The organism is Pseudomonas sp. A125 (assembly GCF_055409485.1).
The window spans coordinates 42,804-62,369 of sequence record NZ_JBUZVP010000017.1; the positions used below are offsets into that span (position 1 = coordinate 42,804).

The following is a 19,566-nucleotide window of genomic DNA, read 5'->3' on the forward strand; positions in this document are numbered from 1 at the left end:
GATACGTGAGCGAAACAGCCTTGCCTAAAGATGAAGCTCAACCCGCGCTTGATGCGCCTGTTGAGGCACCGGTTACCACCGCCCCGCGCCGTGGCAACGGCCTGGCCATCGTCGCCTTGTTGCTCGGCGCCGCCGGCGTTGCCGCCGGTGGCTGGGGGATCTGGCAGGTCCGCGCACTGCAGGCGAGCAGCCAGCAACAGCTGGGCCAGGTGCAAACCCTGGACGACCAATCCCAGAGCCTCAAGCAGAGCCAGCAGCAGCTGTCGGCACGCCTGGGGCAACTGCCGGGCGCTGAGGAGCTGGAAGAGCGCCGTCGTCTGGTGGCGCAATTGCAGGGCGACCAACAGCGCTTGAGCCAACGCCTGGAAACCGTGCTGGGTGCCAGCCGCCAGGACTGGCGCCTGGCCGAAGCCGAACACCTGATCCGCCTGGCCAGCCTGCGTCTTTCTGCCTTGCAGGACATCAACAGCGCTCAAGCGCTGGTCCAGGGCGCTGACGAAATCCTTCGCGAACAGAGTGACCCGGGCTCCTACGCCGCCCGTGAGCAATTGGCCAAGAGCCTCGCCGCGTTGCGCAGTGTGGAACAACCGGACCGTACCGGGTTGTACCTGCAGCTGGCCGCACTGCGCGATCAGGTTGTGCAACTGGCAGCCATCGCTCCGGAATACCAACTCCCGGAAGCCGCCAGCGAGGGCCGTCCGACTACTGATACGGATAACCGCTGGAGTCAGTGGTGGGAACAGATCTCGCGGTACTTCCGCATCGACTTCAACCCGGATGACAACATTCGTCCGTTGCTGGCAGGGCAAGGTTTGAACCAGGTGCGCCTGGCCCTGAGCCTGGCGCTGGAGCAAGCGCAATGGGCGGCGCTCAACGGTGAGCCGGCAGTGTACGCCCGGTCGCTGGGCGAGGCTCGCAGCGTGTTGCAGGACAACTTCAATCAAGACAACCCGCAAAGCAAAAACATGCTGGCCCGTATTGCCGAGCTTGAGCCCAAGGCCGTCTCGGTGGTGACGCCGGACCTGGCCGCGAGTCTGGCCGCCGTGCAGGCTTACCTTGACCGTCGCCACCTGTCTGCCGAGGAAGCCAAGGCTTCTGCTGGCAAACCGGCGACCCAGGAGTAAAGCCGATGAAGCGTTTCTATGTGATCCTGGTGCTGGCGATTGCGATCGCCTTGGCACTGGCTGTGGGCATTTCGAAACACACCGGTTACGTACTGATTACCTATCCCCATGTGCTGCATTACGAGTCCGGGCTGTGGTCGACGCTGGTGGCGTTGTTTGCCATTGGCCTGGTGATCTACCTGGTCAGGGCGCTCTTGGGCCTGGTGCTGACCTCGGGTGGGGTGGTCAACCCGTGGTCGCGGCGCAATCGCAGCCGGCGGGTTCAGGTCGCCATCGAGCAAGGTCAGATGGACCTCGCCGAAGGGCGCTGGGCCAGTGCCGAGCGTCATCTGCACCGGGCTGCCGAAGCAGAGCGCCAGCCATTGCTGTACTACCTCGGCGCGGCCCGCGCGGCCAATGAGCAGGGGCGTTACGAGGAGGCGGACAGCCTGCTGGAGCGCGCGCTTGAGCGTCAGCCCCAGGCCGAGCTGGCGGTGGCCTTGAGTCATGCGCAGTTGCAGATGGACCGTGGCGACACGGACGGTGCCCTGGTTACGTTGCAAGCCATGCATGAGCGCCATCCCCATAACGTCCAGGTGCTGCGCCAACTACAGCGCCTGTATCAGCAACGCGGTGATTGGTCTTCGGTGATCCGGCTGCTGCCGGAACTGCGCAAGGACAAGGTACTGCCGCCTGCGGAGCTGGCCGACCTGGAGCGTCGCGCATGGGGCGAGAACCTGACCCTGGCCGCCCAGCGTGAAGAGCAAGGCGAGGCGGGCCAGCAATCCCTTGAGCGGGCGTGGCAACAATTGACCTCGGCCCAGCGCCAGGAACCACAACTGGTACTGGCTTACGCCGAGCAACTGCGTCAATTGGGCGCGGATGCCAAGGCTGAAGAGGTGCTGCGCACGGCGCTCAAGCGCGAGTACGACAGCCACTTGATCAGGCTCTACGGCCTGCTGCGAGGCAGCGACCCGGCGAAGCAGTTGAAGTTTGCCGAAGGCTGGCTCAAGGACCATCCGGGCGATGCCAGCCTGTTGCTGACACTTGGCCGCCTGTGCCTGCAAAACAGCTTGTGGGGCAAGGCGCGGGACTACCTGGAAAGCAGCTTGCAGGTGCAACGCAACCCCGAAGCATGCGCCGAGCTGGCGCGCCTGCTCGCGCAGCTGGGCGACACCGAGCGCAGCAACCAGTTGTTCCAGGAAGGCCTGGGCCTGCTCGACAAGCGATTGTTGGCCTCACCGCTGCCGGTACCGGCCCGGGTTTGACGTAGGATGCAGCACCGGGGTTGGCTGAGAAATGTCTGCCGGCCAACCCTCCAACGTCGCCCGATAGCTGTAGTTAATACGGCTTGTAGTAAACTCCTACGCAGACGCGCGTTTAATCGCTCATCTTCTGATGGGATATCCCTACGTTCTCGCGGAATCGTCTGCTCCGGCGCGTATTGAAAGGGGTAAGGCCTTTCCTCTACCGTAACTACCTATCTCTTGCGTTGCGGATAAACAATGTCTTTGGCCCCCTCACGCTCCCTGTTCCTCCTGGCGTTTTTGGCCGGTGCGCTGACGCTGGGCGCGTCCTTTTACCTGGAATACGCCGCAGTTTTGCGTCCTTGCTTCCTGTGCCAGGTGCAACGAATTCTTGTGGCTGCCTTCACCCTGATCAATCTGGTGGCGGCGATTCATGGGCCCAGGCGGTCCGGGATCTACTTGTATTGGCTGGCGAGCATGGCCTGTGCGGTGCTCGGCGCCACTACGGCAATACGTCAGGTGCTGCTGCAAAATACGCCGCCGGAACAGTTGCCCGCTTGTTGGCCCGGCCTTCAGCCCATGATCGAGAGCCTGTCGTTGCGGGAGGCGTTGGCGCTGATCTTCAAGGGCTCCGTCGACTGCGTCGAAATCAACTGGACGCTGTTCGACTTGAGTATTCCCGAGTGGAGCCTGCTGTTCTTCGTGGCCATGCTGATCCTTGGCATAGCGCAGTTCTCGAGGTTGCTGTTAAGCCAGCGTTTTGGCCTTGCACGGCACTGACAGGTGCCCGCAGGTTGTAGGAAGGGATTAAACACTTGTATGAACTTTCTCTCCTGCGTAACTTGATGCCATAGTCGTGCGGGCATAATCTGGCCCGCACGCGTTATTGAAACAGACTGTTCGATGCACCTTTGCCCGGTTGCCGCTTTAACCTTGAAGTGTTGCGCGGGCAGCAGGCGGCACCCCTATAGGGAAGAGAGATCATCATGCTGGAAAGTTGTCAGAATGCTCAGGAACGCTGGGGTGGGGTGCATAAACTGATCGATGGTTGGTTGAAGGCGCGTCACGAACTGGTTCGGGCCTTTGATGCTCTCGGTGCAAAGCCCGAAGCATTAGGGGAGAACCGCAAGCCGTTGCAGGAGTTCTGTGGCGTATTGGTTGATTACGTTTCGGCGGGGCACTTTGGTGTCTACGAGCAGTTGACCAAGGAGGCCGAGGCCTTCGACGATCAGCGTGGCCTGGACTTGGCCGAGACGATTTACCCACGCATCGACGTCATCACCGAGAAGCTGCTGGCCTTCAACGACCTGTGTGATGCCGGCAAGTGTGTTGCAGAAAAATTCAAAGAGTTGGGTGGCTTGCTGCATGAGCGATTCGAGCTGGAAGACTGCCTGATCGAAGTGCTGCACAATGCCCACAAGGAAGAGTTGACGGCTAAAGCCTGACTCGCCGCAACATACAAAAACGGTGCGCATTGCGCACCGTTTTTCGTTTGGGTTCAGGCGCCCGCGCCGAGCAATTCGATCTCAAATACCAGTGGCGTGTAAGGCGGGATCAACTCGCCGGCGCCATCAGCGCCATAGGCTTGGTTGGATGGAATCACCAGTCGCCATTTTGCGCCTACCGGCATCTGTTGCAACGCGCTTCGCCAGCCACTGATCACACTGTCCAGGCGAAACCACTGGGGCTGTGTGCTCTTGTCGAAGACCGTCCCGTCGGGTAGCTGCCCAACGTAATTCACTTGTACGCGATCATCGGCCGCAGGCTTTTTCCCGCTGCCGGGGGCCAACTCGGTCAACAAGATTCCGTCTGCCAATTCGCGTACCCCACTTTTGGATTTCTCGGTGGCTAAAAATTGTTGCTCGGCCGCGAGCGCCTTTTCACTTTGTGGTGCTCGATTGTCTGGTGCGTTCTGCGCCTCGTGCTGGGCAAGGACCTGTTCGATGCGCGTGTCGTCCAGGGCCAGTGGCTTGCCTTGGTAGGCCTGTTTGAGGCCGTCGATCAGTGCCTCGATCTGCAGGGCAGGCATCTCCTGGCGCAGGCGTTCACCCAGGCTCGCGCCCAGGCTGTAGGCCAGGTCGTGGTCATCTTTGGAGGGGGACTTCTCGCTCGCATTGGCCACTGACAGCACCACGCTCAACACTAAAAAAACGTAACGCGACATGGGCGTTCTCCAGCCGAAAGTGCGATGGATTATGCCAGTGTGAATGCTTAAAAAGTGGCGAGGTTTTTCGTTATATCGATAAGAATTTTCGTGTGGTGCAACGCAAGCCAATCGATACTGTCAACATGCCCTAGCGGCGGTAAGAGCAGAGGGCTAGTATGAGCCGCACCCACGTCAGCCAGGAGGTAAACCATGTCGGCCAAACAGAAGCCTGTAAATACCCCGTTGCATTTGCTCCAACAACTTTCGGGCAGCCTGCTCGAACATTTGGAAAGCGCCTGTTCACAAGCCTTGGCTGATGCTGAGAAGTTGCTCGCCAAGCTTGAAAAGCAACGCGGCAAAGCTCAGGAAAAACTGCACAAGTCCCGTACCAAACTGCAAGGCGCAGCGACCGCTGGCAAAGCCAAGGCACAAGCCAAGGCCAAGGACGCCGTCAAAGAACTTGAGGACTTGCTCGATGCCCTCAAGGATCGTCAATCCGAAACCCGCACCTATATTTCCCAACTCAAGCGTGATGCTTCCGAGAGCCTGAAACTGGCTCAGGGCATTGGCCGTGTGAAGGAAGCTGTAGGCAAAGCACTGAGCACCCGTGCACCGGCTAAAGCCGTTGCAGCCAGCGCGGCGAAAAAGCCAGCCAGCAAAGCAGTCGCTGCCAAGGCACCTGCAAAAGCTGCGGCCAAGCCTGCGGCAAAAGCACCGGCTAAACCGGCTGCCAAACCTGCTGCAAAAAAAGTAGCTGCCAGCGCTGCCAAACCAGCGGCTAAAACCGCTGCTGCAAAACCAGCTGCCAAGCCAGCCGCTAAAACTGCTGCTGCAAAACCAGCCGCCAAGCCAGCTGCTAAAACTGCTGCTGCAAAACCGGCCGCCAAGCCAGCCGGTAAAACTGCTGCTGCAAAACCGGTCGCCAAGCCAGCCGCTAAAACTGCTGCTGCAAAACCGGCCGCCAAGCCAGCCGCTAAAACTGCTGCTGCAAAACCAGCTGCCAAGCCAGCCGCTAAACCAGCTGCTGCAAAACCAGCCGTCAAGCCAGCTACTAAAACTGCTGCTGCAAAACCAGCTGCCAAGCCAGCCGCTAAAACTGCTGCTGCAAAACCAGCTGCCAAGCCAGCCGCTAAACCAGCTGCTGCGAAACCAGCTGCCAAGCCAGCTGCTAAACAAGCTGCTGCAAAACCAGCTGCCAAGCCAGCCGCTAAACCAGCTGCTGCGAAACCAGTTGCCAAGCCAGCCGCTAAACCTGCTGCCGCAAAACCGGCCGCTACCAAACCAGCCGCCAAGCCTGCACCGGCCAAGCCAGCTACTTCAGCTGCAAAGCCTGCGACCCCAGCCGCACCGGCTGCCAGCACCGCAGCGCCAACCGCTCCGGCCAGCAGCACGGCTGCACCGGCAGCACCAAGCGTCACCCCAACCAGCGCTTCCTAAGTGCCGGTGACCGCGGCGCGCAGCTGATGCAGCGCGTCGTGGTCAAGGTTGGCGGCTCCGGTCGCCAGTCCTTCAAGCCATGCTTGATTGTTCACCTCGGCCATCGGCCAACCCTGCGCCACGTCTTCCAGGCGCGATAACAACAGCCGTTCGGCTTCCAGCTCCAGCGCCTTGACCCTTTCCCGTAACGCTCCCAGTTCAGCATCGTGTTGCGCCGTAGCCCGCCATTGCATGCGGATTTTGCGCAGCGGTTCAACCACGTCGGCCTGCCACGGGCCGCAGGCGTCTTGCAGTGCCTGCACACGCGACGGCTGCGGCGCCACACCGCGCTGCTCCAGCCACAGCCCGCACAACACCAGGCACACATCAGCCCCTTGCGCCTGCAAGCGCAGGCACGCGTCCTCGGCGCCCGGGCGGGCGTAGGTCGAGAGGGCAAAGCTCCACAGGTCAGCGCACATATTCACACCCAAGCCAGCGGGCAACGAAGCTGGTAGACTCCGCCGCCATTATGATCCGACTTCAAAGCCTAACATTACAGCGTGGCCCGCAACGTCTTCTTGAAGACGCCGAGCTGACCCTGCACGCCGGTCACAAAGCCGGCCTGATCGGTGCCAACGGCGCCGGCAAATCCACGTTGTTCGCCCTGTTGCTGGGTGAGCTGACGCCTGACTCCGGGGATTGCCTGCTGCCGGCCGACTGGCGCATCGCCCATATGCGCCAGGAGATCGACACCCTCGACCGCATTGCGATCGACTACGTGCTCGATGGCGACCTGCGCCTGCGCCAGGTGCAACACGACCTCGCCGAGGCCGAGAACGCCCAGGACGGTGCCGCACAGGCCCGCCTGCACTCGGAACTGGACAGCGCCGACGGCTACACCGCCGATGCCCGCGCCCGCAAGATGCTCGCCGGCCTTGGCTTTACCAACGAACAGATGGATCGCCCGGTTGCCGACTTCTCCGGCGGCTGGCGCATGCGCCTTAACCTGGCGCAGGCACTGATGTGCCCCTCTGACCTGTTGCTGCTCGATGAACCGACCAACCACTTGGACCTCGATGCGATCCTGTGGCTGGAAGACTTCCTGAAGGCGTACCCGGGCACCCTGCTGCTGATTTCCCACGACCGGGATTTCCTCGATGCCGTAGTGGACAACATTGCCCACGTCGACCAGAAGAAAATCACCCTGTACCGCGGTGGCTACAGCGCCTTCGAGCGCGCCCGTGCCGAACGCCTGGCCCAGCAGCAGCAGGCCTACGAGAAGCAACAGGCGCAACGCGCGCACATGGAAAGCTACATCGCCCGGTTCAAGGCCCAGGCCACCAAGGCCCGTCAGGCCCAGAGCCGGATCAAGGCGCTGGAGCGCATGGAAGAACTGTCGGCGGCCCACGTCGACTCACCGTTCGACTTTGTGTTTCGCGAGTCGGTGAAAATCTCCAGCCCGCTGCTGGACCTGTCCGATGCCCGCCTGGGTTATGGCGACAAGACCATCCTCGAGAAGGTCAAGTTGCAGCTCACCCCCGGCGCGCGGATCGGCTTGCTTGGCCCCAACGGCGCGGGCAAGTCGACACTGATCAAGAACCTTTCGGGCGAACTGCAGCCCCTGGCCGGTCGCCTGGTGCGCGGTGAGAACCTGGTGGTGGGCTACTTCGCCCAGCACCAGTTGGACTCCCTCGACGCCAAGGCCAGCCCGTTGCTGCACCTGCAACGCCTGGCACCGACCGAACGCGAGCAGACCCTGCGCGACTTCCTCGGTGGTTTCGACTTCCGTGGTGCGCGCATCGACGAGCCGGTGCTGAATTTCTCCGGTGGCGAAAAGGCCCGCCTGGCCCTGGCGTTGATCGCCTGGGACCGGCCCAACCTGTTGCTGCTCGACGAACCGACCAACCACCTCGACCTGGAAATGCGCCTGGCGCTGACCATGGCCCTGCAGGAATTCAGCGGTGCGGTGTTGGTGGTGTCTCACGATCGCCACTTGCTCAAGAGCACCACCGATAACTTCCTGCTGGTGGCTGACGGCAAGGTCGAGGAGTTCGACGGCGACCTGGAAGACTACGCCCGTTGGCTGTCTGACTACCGCCTGCGCAACGCGCCGGTCAGCAACACGCCGGTCAACCCGGACAAGACCGACAAGAAGGCCCAGCGCCAGGCCGCGGCGGCATTGCGTCAGCAACTGGCCCCGCACAAGCGTGAAGCCGACAAGCTGGAAGCCGAACTGGGCAAGATCCACGAGAAGCTGGCGAAGATCGAAACCAGCCTTGGCGACAGCGCCGTGTACGAGCCGGCCCGCAAGGATGAATTGCGCGACCTGTTGGCCGAACAGGCCAAGCTCAAGGTGCGTGAAGCCCAGTTGGAGGAGACCTGGATGGAAGCCCTCGAACTGCTGGAATCCTTGCAAGCGGAGCTGGAGGCGCTGTCCTGATGGAAGCGTTGCAACTGCCGCTGCCAGCGCAATGGATCGCGCCGATCTGGGTCGCCGTACAAATTCTGCTGATCCTGCTGGCCGGCTACTTCGCCCAGCGTTTTGTCGCCAAATGCCTGAACCGCCTGGGGGAACGTTACCCGTTCCCGCCGCAGTTGCTGATGCCGCTGCGCGGCGGCCTGCGCTGGCTGATCATGGGCAGTGCGCTGATATTCGTGCTGGAGCGCCTGGGCGTGTCCGCCACGGTGCTGTGGACGGCGCTGTCGGGCTTTGTGGCGGTGGCGGCGGTGGCATTTTTTGCCATGTGGTCGGTGTTGTCGAACTTGCTGTGCGCGATCCTGATCTTCACCGTGGGGCCGTTCCGCCTTGGCGATGTGGTCGAGCTGGTGGACACCGTCGACAAACCCGGGGTCAAAGGCCGGGTGGTGGCGATCAACCTGCTCTACACCACGCTGATCGAAGTGGAAGAGGCCGGCACGGGCAGCGTTATGGTGCAAGTGCCCAACAGCCTGTTCTTCCAGCGCTCGGTGCGCCGTTGGCGCGGCAGTGACGTGCTGCCTTAACCTGTGGCGAGGGAGCTTGCTCCCGCTGGGCTGCATAGCAGGCCCAAAAAAGCCGGGAGCGCTACGCACTCCAGCGGGAGCAAGCTCCCTCGCCACAGCAAGCTCCCTCACCACAAAGGCGCAGCCTAAAATTTTTGTAGCCATTTCTCGGCCGGCAGCGTTAGTTTAGAAACATTCAGCAAACTAAGCTCTGAGGTGTGGAATGGCGCTCGACACATGGCTGGCCTTTTTCCTGGCCAGTTGGATCATCAGTCTCTCTCCTGGCGCTGGCGCCATTGCGTCGATGTCCAGCGGCCTGCAATACGGGTTCTTGCGCGGCTACTGGAATGCCTTGGGCTTGCAACTGGGCCTGGCAATGCAAATCGCTGTTGTCGCCGGCGGCCTGGGCGCGATTCTCGCGGCATCCTCCACGGCGTTCTACGCGATCAAATGGTTTGGCGTGGCGTACCTGGTGTACCTGGCGATCAAGCAATGGCGCGCACTGCCTACCGACCTTAGCGATGACGCGGCGATTCGCCCGATCGGCAAGCCGATGGCGATGATGTTCCGCGGGTTCCTGGTCAACGCCAGCAACCCCAAGGCGTTGGTCTTCATGCTGGCGGTACTGCCGCAGTTCGTGAACCCACAGGCCCCGCTGCTGAACCAATACCTGATCCTGGGCGCGACAATGATCTGCGTGGACATGATCGTGATGGCCGGCTACACCGGGCTGGCCTCGAAAGTGTTGCGCCTGTTGCGCACACCGAAGCAGCAGAAGCGCATGAACCGCACGTTTGCTGGCTTGTTCGTTGGGGCGGCGGGGTTCCTGGCCAGCTTGCATCGCGCAACGGCGTAACTGACGGAACCGGATCAAAAATGTGGGAGCTGGCTTGCCTGCGATAGCATCACCCTGGTGTAACTGATACACCGAGGCGTCTGCATCGCAGGCAAGCCAGCTCCCACATTTGTTTTGTGTTGCCCGTGCGTTTGGTGATCAGCGCAGGATCTTCGGCGCTTCATCCCGTGGCAGGTTATTGCGCAACGCAGGCTGCCCCGGGCGGTCCTGATAACCCCCGCCAAGTTGCTCGGCCAATTGCCGCGCAACATCCTCGCCCAGCGCCTTCGACACTTCCCGCACCACGCGAGGCCGGTTCAGGCTCACGCGCACATCGCGGTTGTTCACAAGCTTGGTGTCCTGGCCTTCGCCCATGGCGGTAAACGCCGAGGTGATTTCAAAGGTGCGGGTGTTGATCAGGCTGAAATCCGCCACCAGCGTCAGGCCCAACACCGCGGAATAACTGTTGGTGTGGTCCAGCGCATTCACGTCCTGGGTAAAGTCGATGTCCGACAAGGTGCCAAACAGCACGTAGTCCGCACCCTTGAAATTACCGGCCTTGATCCGCTTGATCACGTCATACACATCGCCCTTGGCGTCAGCGGTGTAAGGCGTGCCCTGCACCAGTTGGAACTGCCGCGACTTGAGGATTTCACCCTTGATGTCGCCGCTGAACTTGCGCAGCTCGGTTTGCTCGATGTAGCTGGTACGGCTCTCGTACTCGCTGTAGCTCGACCCGCCGCTGGCGTTGTAGGCGTTGGCCTGGAAGTTGTTGCTGGCCGCGACCTGGTGGATGTACTCCTCCACCCGGGCCTCGTAGGCCAGGTCGGTCACTGCGATCTTCGGTGCGGCCGAGGCGCCAAAGGCGCACAGCAGGCCGATCATGCCGATCCATGCACGCATTGTTCAGCGCTCCGTGGTCTTGCGGATTTCTTTTTCGTCCATCCATTCGGCCAGGCCGCTTTCGACGTCGACCAGTTGCAGGCTGAATTTGTAGAACACGTCCTTGTAGTCCGAGCTGCGTTTGACGATGGAACTGATGGAGCCTTCAAGGCGGTACTTGGCGGCGACCATGTTGCCGGTCTTGCTGACGGTCGACTTCTTGTACAGGCCGCTCTGGTTCTGCAACTTCAGCTGGTCGACCTGGCTTTGCATGTCGGTGTTGTCGCTGGCGAAGCGGGCGGTGCCGGTTTTCATCAGTTGGGTCTTGATCGAGGTGGTGATCTCGCGGGTATCGATGTACTCGCTGGTCTTGTTCTTCACCTCATACACCTGGACCACCGGGCGGCCCTGGAGGATGCCGGACTGGGCCAGGGAGCGGGTCATGGTTTCGGCGATCATCTGCAGGTCAGTGGAGCCGAACTCGTTGGTCACCAGTTCCACGGCCTTCGTGTCGCCATAGCTGATGTTTTTACCGCCCAGTACCGGCGAAGTGTTGGCGCAGCCGCTGGCCAGGACGGCCAGCACGGCGAGGAGCGAAAAGCGTGCAAACATGGGGGAATCTCTCAAAAAGGCTGGACGGCTCAAGGGGTTTTGACTTCAAGGCGGAAGTCGGCGGCCTGGGGCAGGTTGGCGATGGCCGGCAGGAAGGTTGCCTGGTTCGCGTAGAGGTTCAGTACCTTCCAGGTCTCCTCATCGCCCACCGGGAAGCCGTCGGCGCCCAGCCAGGCGAAGCGGTAATACATCATCTGGTTGCTGCTGGTGATGTTGCTCAATTGCACCTTGGCGGTCAGAAAGCCGTTCTCGCGGGCCACCCGGATGGCACCGACGGCGACGCCCTTGAACTTGCCCATCACCACGACTTTGCTCGCGGCGCTGCCGGGCTCCGGCGGTGGCGGGGTGGCGCAGCCGGCCAGCAGGATCAGCGCCAGGGCGCCGAGGATGAAATGACGCATAGCGTGCTCCTTAAGGTTGTTTGAGAGTGGCGATGGCTTGCGGTGGGTTGCTTCGCACCACGTGGGCCGCAAGACCGCCGGCGAATACCTGGTTGCCAACCACCCGCAGGGTGATCACCTGGTAGCGCTGGTCGGCCTTGACCGTTACCAGCGTGCCGCCCAGCGCGTTGGGCAGGCTGACCTGGTGCTCGCCGTGCTTGAGGCGCAGGCGTGTCACCTGGGTCATGTCTGGCAGGGTGCGCCAGGTGCGGGTGTCGGCGCCTTCGGTGACGGCCGAGGCGATGCCGAGTACCAGGCCCGCCATCGGGCTGGTTTTGTTCAGGTTGTTCTGGGTAATACCGCGAGTGACTGCGCGCACGGTGGTGCGCAGGATGATCCCCGGCATGTCATCACGCAGGGCGCGGCGGGACATGGCGGTAGTGCTATTCAGGGCAGTGAGATTTTGCTGTTGGCCGTCGACACCGATCTGGGCGAAGGTCGCGGTGGAGGTGTCGGGCTTGATCACCGGGAACGACAGCGGGGTGATCACCAGATGGCCGTCGATGGGGATCGGCAGGGGCAGGCGAATCGAGTCGCGGGCTGGCGCCAGGCCGCTTTGCACCACGATCAGCACGTCGGTCTCGTCGGCGCCGACCCTGGACTTATCCAGGTCGAGCAGGGCCTGCTCCAGCAGCGGAGTGTTGGGGCGCAGTTCGGCGGCCTTGCGATAGCCTGGCGCGGCCAGGTCTTTTTCGCCCAGGGCTTCGTAGACGAAACCGGCCAGGTAATGGCTGAACGCGCTCTGGTAGCTGTTCTTCAGGCCCACCACCTCCGGTGCATTGAGGCTTTCGACCGGGTAGCCACGCAGGTCTTTGAACTGGGTCTCGATGCCTTGGCGCTCGGCTTCGTTTTCGCGCTTGAGGTATTCCTTGTCCCGCAGGTCGGCGATCACCGCTTCGCGCTCGTGGGTCTTCTTGATCTCGGTACGGGCACCGTCGAAATCATTCAGCGCCAGCAGGTTCAGGGCCATTTGCGTGGTGAGCATGACTTTTTCGTAGTCGTAGCCTTCATAGCGGCGGACCTTGTCATTGACCAGAAAGGCGCCGAACTGCGCGAGGTACTTGTCGGTGTCGAACTTGACCGACTCTTCCCATTTGTAGACTTGCAGGTCGGCACTGCGCCAGGCGTTCTGGCTGCCAGTCAGGTCGCCTTTGGCGCGCAGCAACTCACCTTTTTCGAAGTAGTAGAGCAGGTCCTTGTCGTCGCCGGTGTTGTTCTTCTCCAGCAGGGTCAGTGCGCCGTCGACATTGCCGGTGGCCAACTGCTGATTGGTGGCTTGCAACTCGGTGTCGTAGCTGCGAAACATCGAACAACCGGACAGCGCGGTGACTGCCGCGAGCGCGAGCGAGGTAAAGGCGCGAGATGCCATCGAGGAGCTTCTTCCCTGAACGTAATCGGCCGAATGTGCTGGCTGGGCCGAATCACCAATGGCAGGAATAGGTTGCGGTCCTGTCAATTCCTCATAAAAAGAGGAGCATAGATGCCAATTCGCGATAACGAAGGCGCGGCATTATAAGCTGCATTGCTGGCAAAACAATGGCCTTTTGGTTCCATTTTTTAGAGGTGGTGCCACTATCCAGGCCTTGGGATTCCCTGCGCCAAATCACTAACGCCTTGAGTCAAAACCCTTAAGGTTTGACAATGTGTTACTTCGTATTTCCCTTTGAGATTCATTCATGATTGCCCCGTCCCGTTTTCTTGCCTGGCTGGTGCTGCCGGCGTTGATGTCGTGCAGCTTCAACCTGCTGGCCGCCACAGCCGAGGGTGCGCCTCAAGCCCTGCATTTGCTGGACTACATCGGCGCGGACTATCCACCGACGGTGAAGGCGGGCAACGTCATTGATGATTCGGAATATCGCGAACAGGTGGAGTTTCTCGGGGTTCTGCAAGGCTTGGTGGCTGAACTACCGGAGAAACCCGAGCGCGCCGAGTTGATAACGGGCGTGGATGAACTGCTGGCAGCCGTGACGGCCCATCAGGATGGGGTGGCAGTTGCGCACCAGGCCCGGCAATTGGGCGCCCGGCTGGCGGTGGCCTATGAGGTCAGCCAGGCCCCGGCCATTACGCCCGACCCAACCCGTGGCGCGCCGCTATACGCCCAGAACTGCTCGGTGTGCCACGGCGCCACCGGCGCCGGCGATGGCCCCGCAGGCGTCGGCATGACCCCGCCGCCCGCCAACCTGCGGGACGCTGCTCGCCTGGACCGCCTGAGCCTCTATGCGATCTACAACACCCTTGGGCTGGGCGTCGAAGGCACCGACATGCCGTCTTTCGCCGATCAACTGGACGACCGTCAGCGTTGGGACCTGGCCACCTACATCGCCGGCTTCACCGCCGACCCGGCTGCGGCAAAAAGCGAAAAGTCCTTCAACCTCGCCGACCTCGCGCGCCAGACCCCCAACGAAGTGCTGGCCGCCGAAGGCCCGGACGCCGTCGCGACCTTCCGTGCCCAGCGCGCCCAACCGCCACAGGTCAAGCGTGGCCCGGCGCAGTTGCTCGATTACACCGCCGCAACCCTGGACAAAAGCCTCGCCGCCTTTCGCAATAACGAACACGAGCAAGCCTATGACCTCTCGGTAGCGGCTTACCTGGAGGGTTTCGAGCTGGTCGAAAGCTCCCTCGACAACGTTGACGCCAACGTGCGCAAGGACACCGAAAAGGCCCTGATGGCCTACCGGCAGTCGTTGCAGGACGGCTTGCCGATCGAACAAGTGCAGCAGCGCCTGGACGTGGCCAAGGGCAAGCTCACCGAGTCGGCCGGCCTGCTGGGCAGCGATGGCTTGAGCTGGTCTTTGAGCTACATCTCTGGCTTGTTGATCTTGCTGCGCGAAGGCCTGGAAGCGATCCTGGTGCTGGCGGCGATCCTCGCGTTCCTGCGTAACACCGGGCAGCAATCGGCGGTGCGCAGTGTCAACGCCGGCTGGGGCCTGGCGCTGTTGGCGGGCTTGGCTACCTGGGCGTTGGCAGCTTATGTGATCGATGTGAGCGGCGCCCAGCGCGAATTGCTCGAAGGCTGCACCGCGCTGTTTGCCAGCGTAATGGTGCTGTGGCTCGGGGTGTGGATGCACGACCGTCGCCACGCCGCGGCCTGGCAGGACTACATCAAGAGCAGCCTGGTGGGCGGTGGCGGGCGCTTCGGCTTTGCAATGCTGGCGTTCTTCTCGGTGTACCGCGAGCTGTTCGAAGTGATCCTGTTCTACGAAACCCTGTGGCTGCAGGCAGGTCCCGCCGGGCATAACGCGGTTTTGGCCGGTGGCGCCACGGCGCTGGTGCTGTTGGTGGGCCTGGCCTGGGTGATTCTGCGGGGCTCGGCGAAACTGCCGTTGGCGCTGTTCTTCGGTATCAATGCCGCACTGCTGTGTGCGCTGTCGGTGGTGTTCGCCGGGCATGGCGTCAAGGCGTTGCAGGAAGCCGGGATCTTCGGCACCCGGCCGGTGGCGTTCTTTGACTTCGACTGGCTGGGCATTCACGCCGATGCGTATTCGTTGAGCGCCCAGGCTGTGGCAATCCTGGCAATTGTGGTGCTGTACGGCCGCAGCCGGCTGGCAGAAAAGCGCCGGGTGGTGGCATAGCCATGCGCGTGTGGATCGATGCGGACGCATGCCCACGGGCAGCCAAGGATCAGGTGGTGAAGTTCGCCCTCAAGCGCCAGTTCGAGGTGGTGCTGGTGGCCGGGCAGAGCCAGATCAAGCCGAGCTTTGCGTGTGTGAAGCTGATCGTGGTACCCAGCGGCCCGGACGCGGCTGATGACTACCTGGTGGAACACGCGGTGCCCGGCGAATTGGTGATTTGCAGCGATGTACCGCTGGCCGACCGTCTGGTGAAGAACGGCGTGGCGGCGCTGGACCCGCGAGGCAAGGAGTTCAGCCCGCAGAACATGAGCGAACGGCTGGCGGTGCGCAACCTGTTCACCGATCTGCGCGAGCAAGGCCAGATGGGCGGCGGCCCGCCGCCCCATGGGGACAAAGAGAAGCAGGCGTTTGCCAACTCACTGGATCGGATTCTGACCCGGCTGATGAAGGCCTAATCGTTCTCGTGGGTCAGTTCCAGTACCCGGTCCACCAGCTTGTTGATGCCTGATGCCACGTCGCTGATGCGCTTGCCCAGCATGTAGGCCGGGGTACTCACCAGTTTGCGCGCCTTGTCTTCGACGATGTCGTCGACCGCGCATTCCTGGTGGGTGGCGCCCATCTTGTCCATGGCGGCTGCGGTGTCGGCGTCGTTGCCGATGGTGCAGGTCACGCCCGGGCCATAGATCTTCGCCGCCAGGGCCGGCGAGATGCAGATCAGCCCGACCGGCTTGCCGGCTTCGGCAAACGCTTCGGCCAGTTCGAGCACCTGCGGGTTGACGCTGCACCCGGCGCCTTCGACGGCAAAGTTCGACAGGTTCTTCGCCGCGCCAAACCCCCCGGGCACGATCAGCGCATCGAAATCCTCGGCGTTGGCGTCGCGAATGTCCTTCACCGCACCACGGGCAATGCGCGCCGACTCCACCAGCACGTTACGCGACTCGGGCATTTCTTCGCCCGTCAGGTGGTTGATCACATGCAGTTGGGCGATATTCGGTGCAAAGAACTGCACCTCGGCGCCGCGCTGGTCCAGGCGCAGCAGGGTAATCACGCTCTCATGAACTTCTGCACCGTCGTACACGCCACAGCCGGAAAGTATCACTGCAATCTTTTTGCTCATGGGCATTTCTCCTGATTCATGGCGTTAAATGTCTACTCATTTGTCACTCATTGCCAATGGGATATCCAGCCTCTCCACCTACTCTAGATGTAACAATAATTGACCGGACTTGCCCATGGACTTCGTCCCTTACGCGGTACCGTTTTTCATTGCCTTGATCGTGGTCGAGCTGCTGGCCGACTACCGGCGCGGCCAACGCAACTACCGGGTGGCCGACGCCATCAACAGCCTCAGCACCGGCGTGCTGTCCACCACCACGGGGCTTTTGACCAAAGGTGTGGGTATCCTCACCTACGCCTTCGCCCTCAAGCACCTGGCGATCATCGAACTCTCGGCCCAAAGCGTCTGGACCTGGGTGTTCGCCTTTGTGTTCTACGACTTCTGCTACTACTGGCTGCATCGCTGTGGCCATGAGCGCAATATCCTCTGGGCCGCGCACTCGGTGCATCATCAGAGTGAGGACTACAACCTCAGCACCGCACTGCGTCAGACCAGCACGGGCTTTCTGCTGAGTTGGATCTTCTACCTGCCGCTGGCCGTACTGGGTGTGCCGCTGGTGGTGTTTATCAGCGTGGCATCCCTTAACCTGCTGTATCAATTCTGGGTGCATACGCGTCATGTGCCGAAGCTCGGCTGGTACGAGTGGTTCTTCGTCACGCCGTCCAATCACCGCGCCCACCATGCACAGAACGCTCTCTACATGGATCGCAACTACGGCGGCGTGTTCATTATTTGGGACCGCCTGTTTGGTACCTTCCAGGAAGAAGACGATAACGAGCCGGTGATCTTTGGCGTGACCACGCCGTTGGCCAGCTGGAACCCGCTGTGGGCCAACCTGCAGTTTTATGCACAGCTGTGGAGTGACGCGCGGCGCACCGAGAGCGGGTGGGACAAGCTGCGTATCTGGTTCATGCGCACCGGCTGGCGCCCGGCGGACGTGGCGGCGAAGTACCCGATGGCCAAGCCCGACTTGAGCCAGTTCCGCAAATTCGAAGTACCGCTGGATGGGCGCCAACAGATTTACGTCGCGCTGCAGTTTGCCGCGTATGTAGGGTTTGGCAGCTACCTGATGAATTTCGGCGAGGGCCTGCCAACCGCCGCCCTGGTAGTGGGCTGGAGTGCGATGGCATTGGGGTTGTTCACCCTTGGGGTAGCGCTGGAGAATCGCCCGTGGGCGTTGAAGGCTGAACTGGTGCGCCTGGCGCTGAATGTGCCACTGGTGTGGCTGGCGCCGCTGCTAGGGCTGTGGCCGGCCAGCTCGTTGGGCTGGCTGGGCCTGGTCAGTTACAGCTTGTTCAGCGGCATCGGCCTCTACTGTTGCAGAGGCCGGCTTACTCGGCTGGCGTCGTAGGTTTTTCGGCTTTTTCAGGTTCGCCTGCCGCCAGGCGAACCTTTTCAGCGGCGCAGGCTTCGCGGGTCAGGCGGGCGTTCTTGATGCGCCGGCGGATCCACAGGCCCAGGCCCAGCACCAGCAGTGCGCCCAGCACCCACAGCTCATACTTCTTGACGCTGCCCAGCATGCCTTCCAATACCGCGCCGAAATGGTAAGCCGCAGCCCCCAGCGCAGCGGCCCACACAGCCGCGCCAATCCCGTTGAGCAACAGGTAGCGCCCCGGTGGGTAGCCCGACAGGCCAATGGCTACCGGCATCACCGTGCGCAAACCGTAGACGAAACGGAAGCTCAACACCCAGATGTCCGGATGCTTGCGGATATGTTCCAGGGCCTTATCGCCCAGCAGTTGCCAACGCGGCTTGCGCGCCAACAGTTTGCGGCCGTGCTTGCGCCCCAGGAAGTACCACAACTGGTCGCCGGCGTAGCTGCCGAAAAAGGCAACGACCACCACCAGGTTGATATCCATGTATCCACGGAACGCCAGGAAGCCTGCGAGAACCAGAATGGTTTCGCCTTCGAAGAAGGTGCCTAGGAACAGCGCAAAGTAGCCGAAGTCATGCAGAAATTGTTGAAGCATGGTCTGGGTGCTGGCGAAATGAACGCGCAGCCTACGCCTTCGCGAACATTCATGAAAGTATCGAGATGTGTCACGAAGTGAACAATTCCTACATAAACGACGAATGCGACTACAAGTCGCACGGCGGTTGCCTTACCGCGTATGAGCTAACCACAACTGTAATTCCTTCGTCATAATGGCCGCTTATAACTGTCACGCTCGCCCGTCAAGCCGGGCTCAGGAGTCTGCCGTGAGCTTTACCCCCGCCAACCGCCTGTTTCCCGCCACCCGTCTGCGTCGCAACCGTCGTGATGATTTTTCCCGTCGCCTGGTACGTGAAAACGTCCTGACGGTGAATGATCTGATCCTGCCGGTGTTTGTGCTGGACGGTGAAAATCATCGGGAAGCCGTGGCGTCGATGCCGGGCGTGGAGCGCTTGACCATTGATTTGCTGCTGGTGGAGGCCGCGAAGTGGGTCGAACTGGGAATTCCGGCGCTGGCGCTGTTCCCGGTCACGCCCACCGGGCTCAAGTCCCTGGACGCCGCCGAAGCCTGGAACCCCGAGGGTATCGCCCAGCGCGCCACCCGCGCCTTGCGCGAGCGTTTTCCCCAGTTGGGGGTGATCACCGACGTGGCCCTGGACCCGTTCACCACCCACGGTCAGGATGGCATTCTCGACGAAGAAGGCTATGTTCAGAACGACATCACTGTTGATGCCCTGGTGAAGCAGGCCTTGTCCCACGCCGCCGCGGGTGCCCAAGTGGTGGCACCGTCAGACATGATGGACGGGCGCATCCAGGCGATTCGCGAAGCCCTGGAGCTGGCCGGCCACGTCAACGTACGCATCATGGCCTACTCGGCCAAGTACGCCAGCGCCTATTACGGCCCGTTCCGCGATGCAGTGGGCTCGGCGTTGAACCTGGGCAAGGCCAACAAGGCCTCGTACCAGATGGACCCGGCCAACAGCCACGAAGCCCTGCACGAAGTGGCCGCGGACCTGGCCGAAGGCGCCGACATGGTCATGGTCAAGCCCGGGATGCCGTACCTCGACATCCTTTATCGGGTCAAAGAGGAATTCAAGGTGCCGACCTTTGTCTATCAGGTCAGCGGTGAATACGCCATGCACATGGCCGCGATCCAGAATGGTTGGTTGAGTGAAGGGGTGATCCTTGAATCCCTGACTGCCTTTAAACGCGCGGGTGCCGATGGCATCCTGACTTACTTCGCCGCCCGCGCCGCCCAATTGCTTAGAGAGCAACACTAGC

20 protein-coding genes are annotated in these 19,566 nt (G+C 61.6%); 12 read left to right on the forward strand and 8 right to left on the reverse strand.

The genetic code is table 11. From position 1 onward, the window contains the following. The first annotated feature begins 5 nt into the window (after window positions 1-5). From ACZRN6_RS22205 to rsd, 4 genes are all read left to right on the forward strand, one after another. The gene (locus ACZRN6_RS22205; RefSeq protein ID WP_464008850.1) at window positions 6-1,124 is read left to right on the forward strand and encodes a uroporphyrinogen-III C-methyltransferase; all 1,119 of its coding nucleotides are present in this window, start codon (window positions 6-8) and stop codon (window positions 1,122-1,124) included. Window positions 1,125-1,129: 5 nt separating this feature from the next. Then, window positions 1,130-2,371 carry a heme biosynthesis protein HemY gene (locus tag ACZRN6_RS22210; protein ID WP_322148301.1) on the forward strand — a complete coding sequence of 414 codons (1,242 nt, stop codon included), beginning with the start codon at window positions 1,130-1,132 and terminating at the stop codon, window positions 2,369-2,371. 237 nt (window positions 2,372-2,608) lie between these two features. After that, window positions 2,609-3,130, forward strand: coding sequence for a disulfide bond formation protein B (locus tag ACZRN6_RS22215; protein WP_322148299.1), 522 nt, complete (start codon window positions 2,609-2,611; stop codon window positions 3,128-3,130). Between the two features lie 206 nt (window positions 3,131-3,336). Continuing rightward, window positions 3,337-3,795 carry a sigma D regulator gene (rsd, locus tag ACZRN6_RS22220; RefSeq protein WP_169386855.1) on the forward strand — a complete coding sequence of 153 codons (459 nt, stop codon included), beginning with the start codon at window positions 3,337-3,339 and terminating at the stop codon, window positions 3,793-3,795. A gap of 53 nt (window positions 3,796-3,848) precedes the next feature. Here the strand turns inward: rsd and ACZRN6_RS22225 are convergent, their stop codons facing one another. After that, the gene (locus ACZRN6_RS22225) at window positions 3,849-4,514 is read right to left on the reverse strand and encodes an FKBP-type peptidyl-prolyl cis-trans isomerase (RefSeq protein WP_322148298.1); all 666 of its coding nucleotides are present in this window, start codon (window positions 4,512-4,514) and stop codon (window positions 3,849-3,851) included. A gap of 192 nt (window positions 4,515-4,706) precedes the next feature. Between ACZRN6_RS22225 and ACZRN6_RS22230 the strand changes: the two genes are divergently transcribed. Next, on the forward strand, window positions 4,707-5,933 hold the full coding sequence (locus ACZRN6_RS22230) for an AlgP family protein (protein WP_464008851.1): 1,227 nt from the start codon (window positions 4,707-4,709) through the stop codon (window positions 5,931-5,933). Here the strand turns inward: ACZRN6_RS22230 and ACZRN6_RS22235 are convergent. Then, a complete protein-coding gene (locus ACZRN6_RS22235) occupies window positions 5,930-6,391 on the reverse strand; it encodes a TIGR02444 family protein (RefSeq protein ID WP_464008852.1) in 462 nt (153 codons plus the stop codon). The genes ACZRN6_RS22230 and ACZRN6_RS22235 overlap by 4 nt on opposite strands. 50 nt (window positions 6,392-6,441) lie before the next feature. On the opposite strand from ACZRN6_RS22235, the gene ACZRN6_RS22240 reads away from it, so the two are divergent. The 3 genes from ACZRN6_RS22240 to ACZRN6_RS22250 all read left to right on the forward strand — a co-directional run bounded on the left by ACZRN6_RS22240 (window position 6,442) and on the right by ACZRN6_RS22250 (window position 9,750). Beyond that, window positions 6,442-8,352 (forward strand): ATP-binding cassette domain-containing protein, encoded by a 1,911-nt coding sequence (locus ACZRN6_RS22240; RefSeq protein WP_464008853.1) that lies wholly within the window; start codon window positions 6,442-6,444, stop codon window positions 8,350-8,352. After that, on the forward strand, window positions 8,352-8,915 hold the full coding sequence (locus ACZRN6_RS22245) for a mechanosensitive ion channel family protein (protein ID WP_003208843.1): 564 nt from the start codon (window positions 8,352-8,354) through the stop codon (window positions 8,913-8,915). The genes ACZRN6_RS22240 and ACZRN6_RS22245 overlap by 1 nt, the downstream gene beginning before the upstream one ends. 202 nt (window positions 8,916-9,117) lie before the next feature. Further along, the gene (locus tag ACZRN6_RS22250; RefSeq protein WP_003208844.1) at window positions 9,118-9,750 is read left to right on the forward strand and encodes a LysE family transporter; all 633 of its coding nucleotides are present in this window, start codon (window positions 9,118-9,120) and stop codon (window positions 9,748-9,750) included. Between the two features lie 138 nt (window positions 9,751-9,888). On the opposite strand, the gene ACZRN6_RS22255 is transcribed toward ACZRN6_RS22250, so the two are convergent. Genes ACZRN6_RS22255 through ACZRN6_RS22270 form a run of 4 tightly spaced genes read right to left on the reverse strand, consistent with a single transcriptional unit; the run spans window position 9,889 to window position 13,032 of the window. Continuing rightward, window positions 9,889-10,632 (reverse strand): penicillin-binding protein activator LpoB, encoded by a 744-nt coding sequence (locus tag ACZRN6_RS22255; protein WP_322148291.1) that lies wholly within the window; start codon window positions 10,630-10,632, stop codon window positions 9,889-9,891. 3 nt (window positions 10,633-10,635) lie between these two features. Further along, the gene (lpoB, locus tag ACZRN6_RS22260; RefSeq protein WP_322148290.1) at window positions 10,636-11,223 is read right to left on the reverse strand and encodes a penicillin-binding protein activator LpoB; all 588 of its coding nucleotides are present in this window, start codon (window positions 11,221-11,223) and stop codon (window positions 10,636-10,638) included. A gap of 29 nt (window positions 11,224-11,252) precedes the next feature. Further along, window positions 11,253-11,624 (reverse strand): YcfL family putative periplasmic lipoprotein, encoded by a 372-nt coding sequence (locus ACZRN6_RS22265; RefSeq protein ID WP_322148288.1) that lies wholly within the window; start codon window positions 11,622-11,624, stop codon window positions 11,253-11,255. Between the two features lie 10 nt (window positions 11,625-11,634). Continuing rightward, the gene (locus ACZRN6_RS22270) at window positions 11,635-13,032 is read right to left on the reverse strand and encodes a COG3014 family protein (RefSeq protein WP_464008854.1); all 1,398 of its coding nucleotides are present in this window, start codon (window positions 13,030-13,032) and stop codon (window positions 11,635-11,637) included. 307 nt (window positions 13,033-13,339) lie between these two features. On the opposite strand from ACZRN6_RS22270, the gene ACZRN6_RS22275 reads away from it, so the two are divergent. Beyond that, window positions 13,340-15,235: an FTR1 family protein gene (locus ACZRN6_RS22275; protein ID WP_464008855.1), complete on the forward strand. Its 1,896-nt coding sequence runs from the start codon at window positions 13,340-13,342 to the stop codon at window positions 15,233-15,235. Between the two features lie 2 nt (window positions 15,236-15,237). Then, entirely contained in the window at window positions 15,238-15,690 is a 453-nt protein-coding gene (locus ACZRN6_RS22280) for a YaiI/YqxD family protein (protein WP_322148283.1), read from the forward strand. Here ACZRN6_RS22280 and elbB read toward each other — a convergent pair. Then, on the reverse strand, window positions 15,687-16,352 hold the full coding sequence (gene elbB / locus ACZRN6_RS22285) for an isoprenoid biosynthesis glyoxalase ElbB (protein ID WP_464008856.1): 666 nt from the start codon (window positions 16,350-16,352) through the stop codon (window positions 15,687-15,689). The genes ACZRN6_RS22280 and elbB overlap by 4 nt on opposite strands. Before the next feature lie 115 nt (window positions 16,353-16,467). Here elbB and ACZRN6_RS22290 point away from each other — a divergent pair, with 115 nt between their 5' ends. Next, window positions 16,468-17,703, forward strand: a complete 1,236-nt coding sequence (locus tag ACZRN6_RS22290; RefSeq protein ID WP_322148279.1) for a sterol desaturase family protein — start codon at window positions 16,468-16,470, stop codon at window positions 17,701-17,703. Here the strand turns inward: ACZRN6_RS22290 and ACZRN6_RS22295 are convergent. Beyond that, the gene (locus ACZRN6_RS22295) at window positions 17,684-18,322 is read right to left on the reverse strand and encodes a DedA family protein (RefSeq protein ID WP_322148278.1); all 639 of its coding nucleotides are present in this window, start codon (window positions 18,320-18,322) and stop codon (window positions 17,684-17,686) included. The genes ACZRN6_RS22290 and ACZRN6_RS22295 overlap by 20 nt on opposite strands. 229 nt (window positions 18,323-18,551) lie before the next feature. On the opposite strand from ACZRN6_RS22295, the gene hemB reads away from it, so the two are divergent. Further along, window positions 18,552-19,565, forward strand: a complete 1,014-nt coding sequence (gene hemB / locus ACZRN6_RS22300; RefSeq protein WP_322148277.1) for a porphobilinogen synthase — start codon at window positions 18,552-18,554, stop codon at window positions 19,563-19,565. The last annotated feature ends 1 nt before the right edge of the window (window position 19,566 follow it).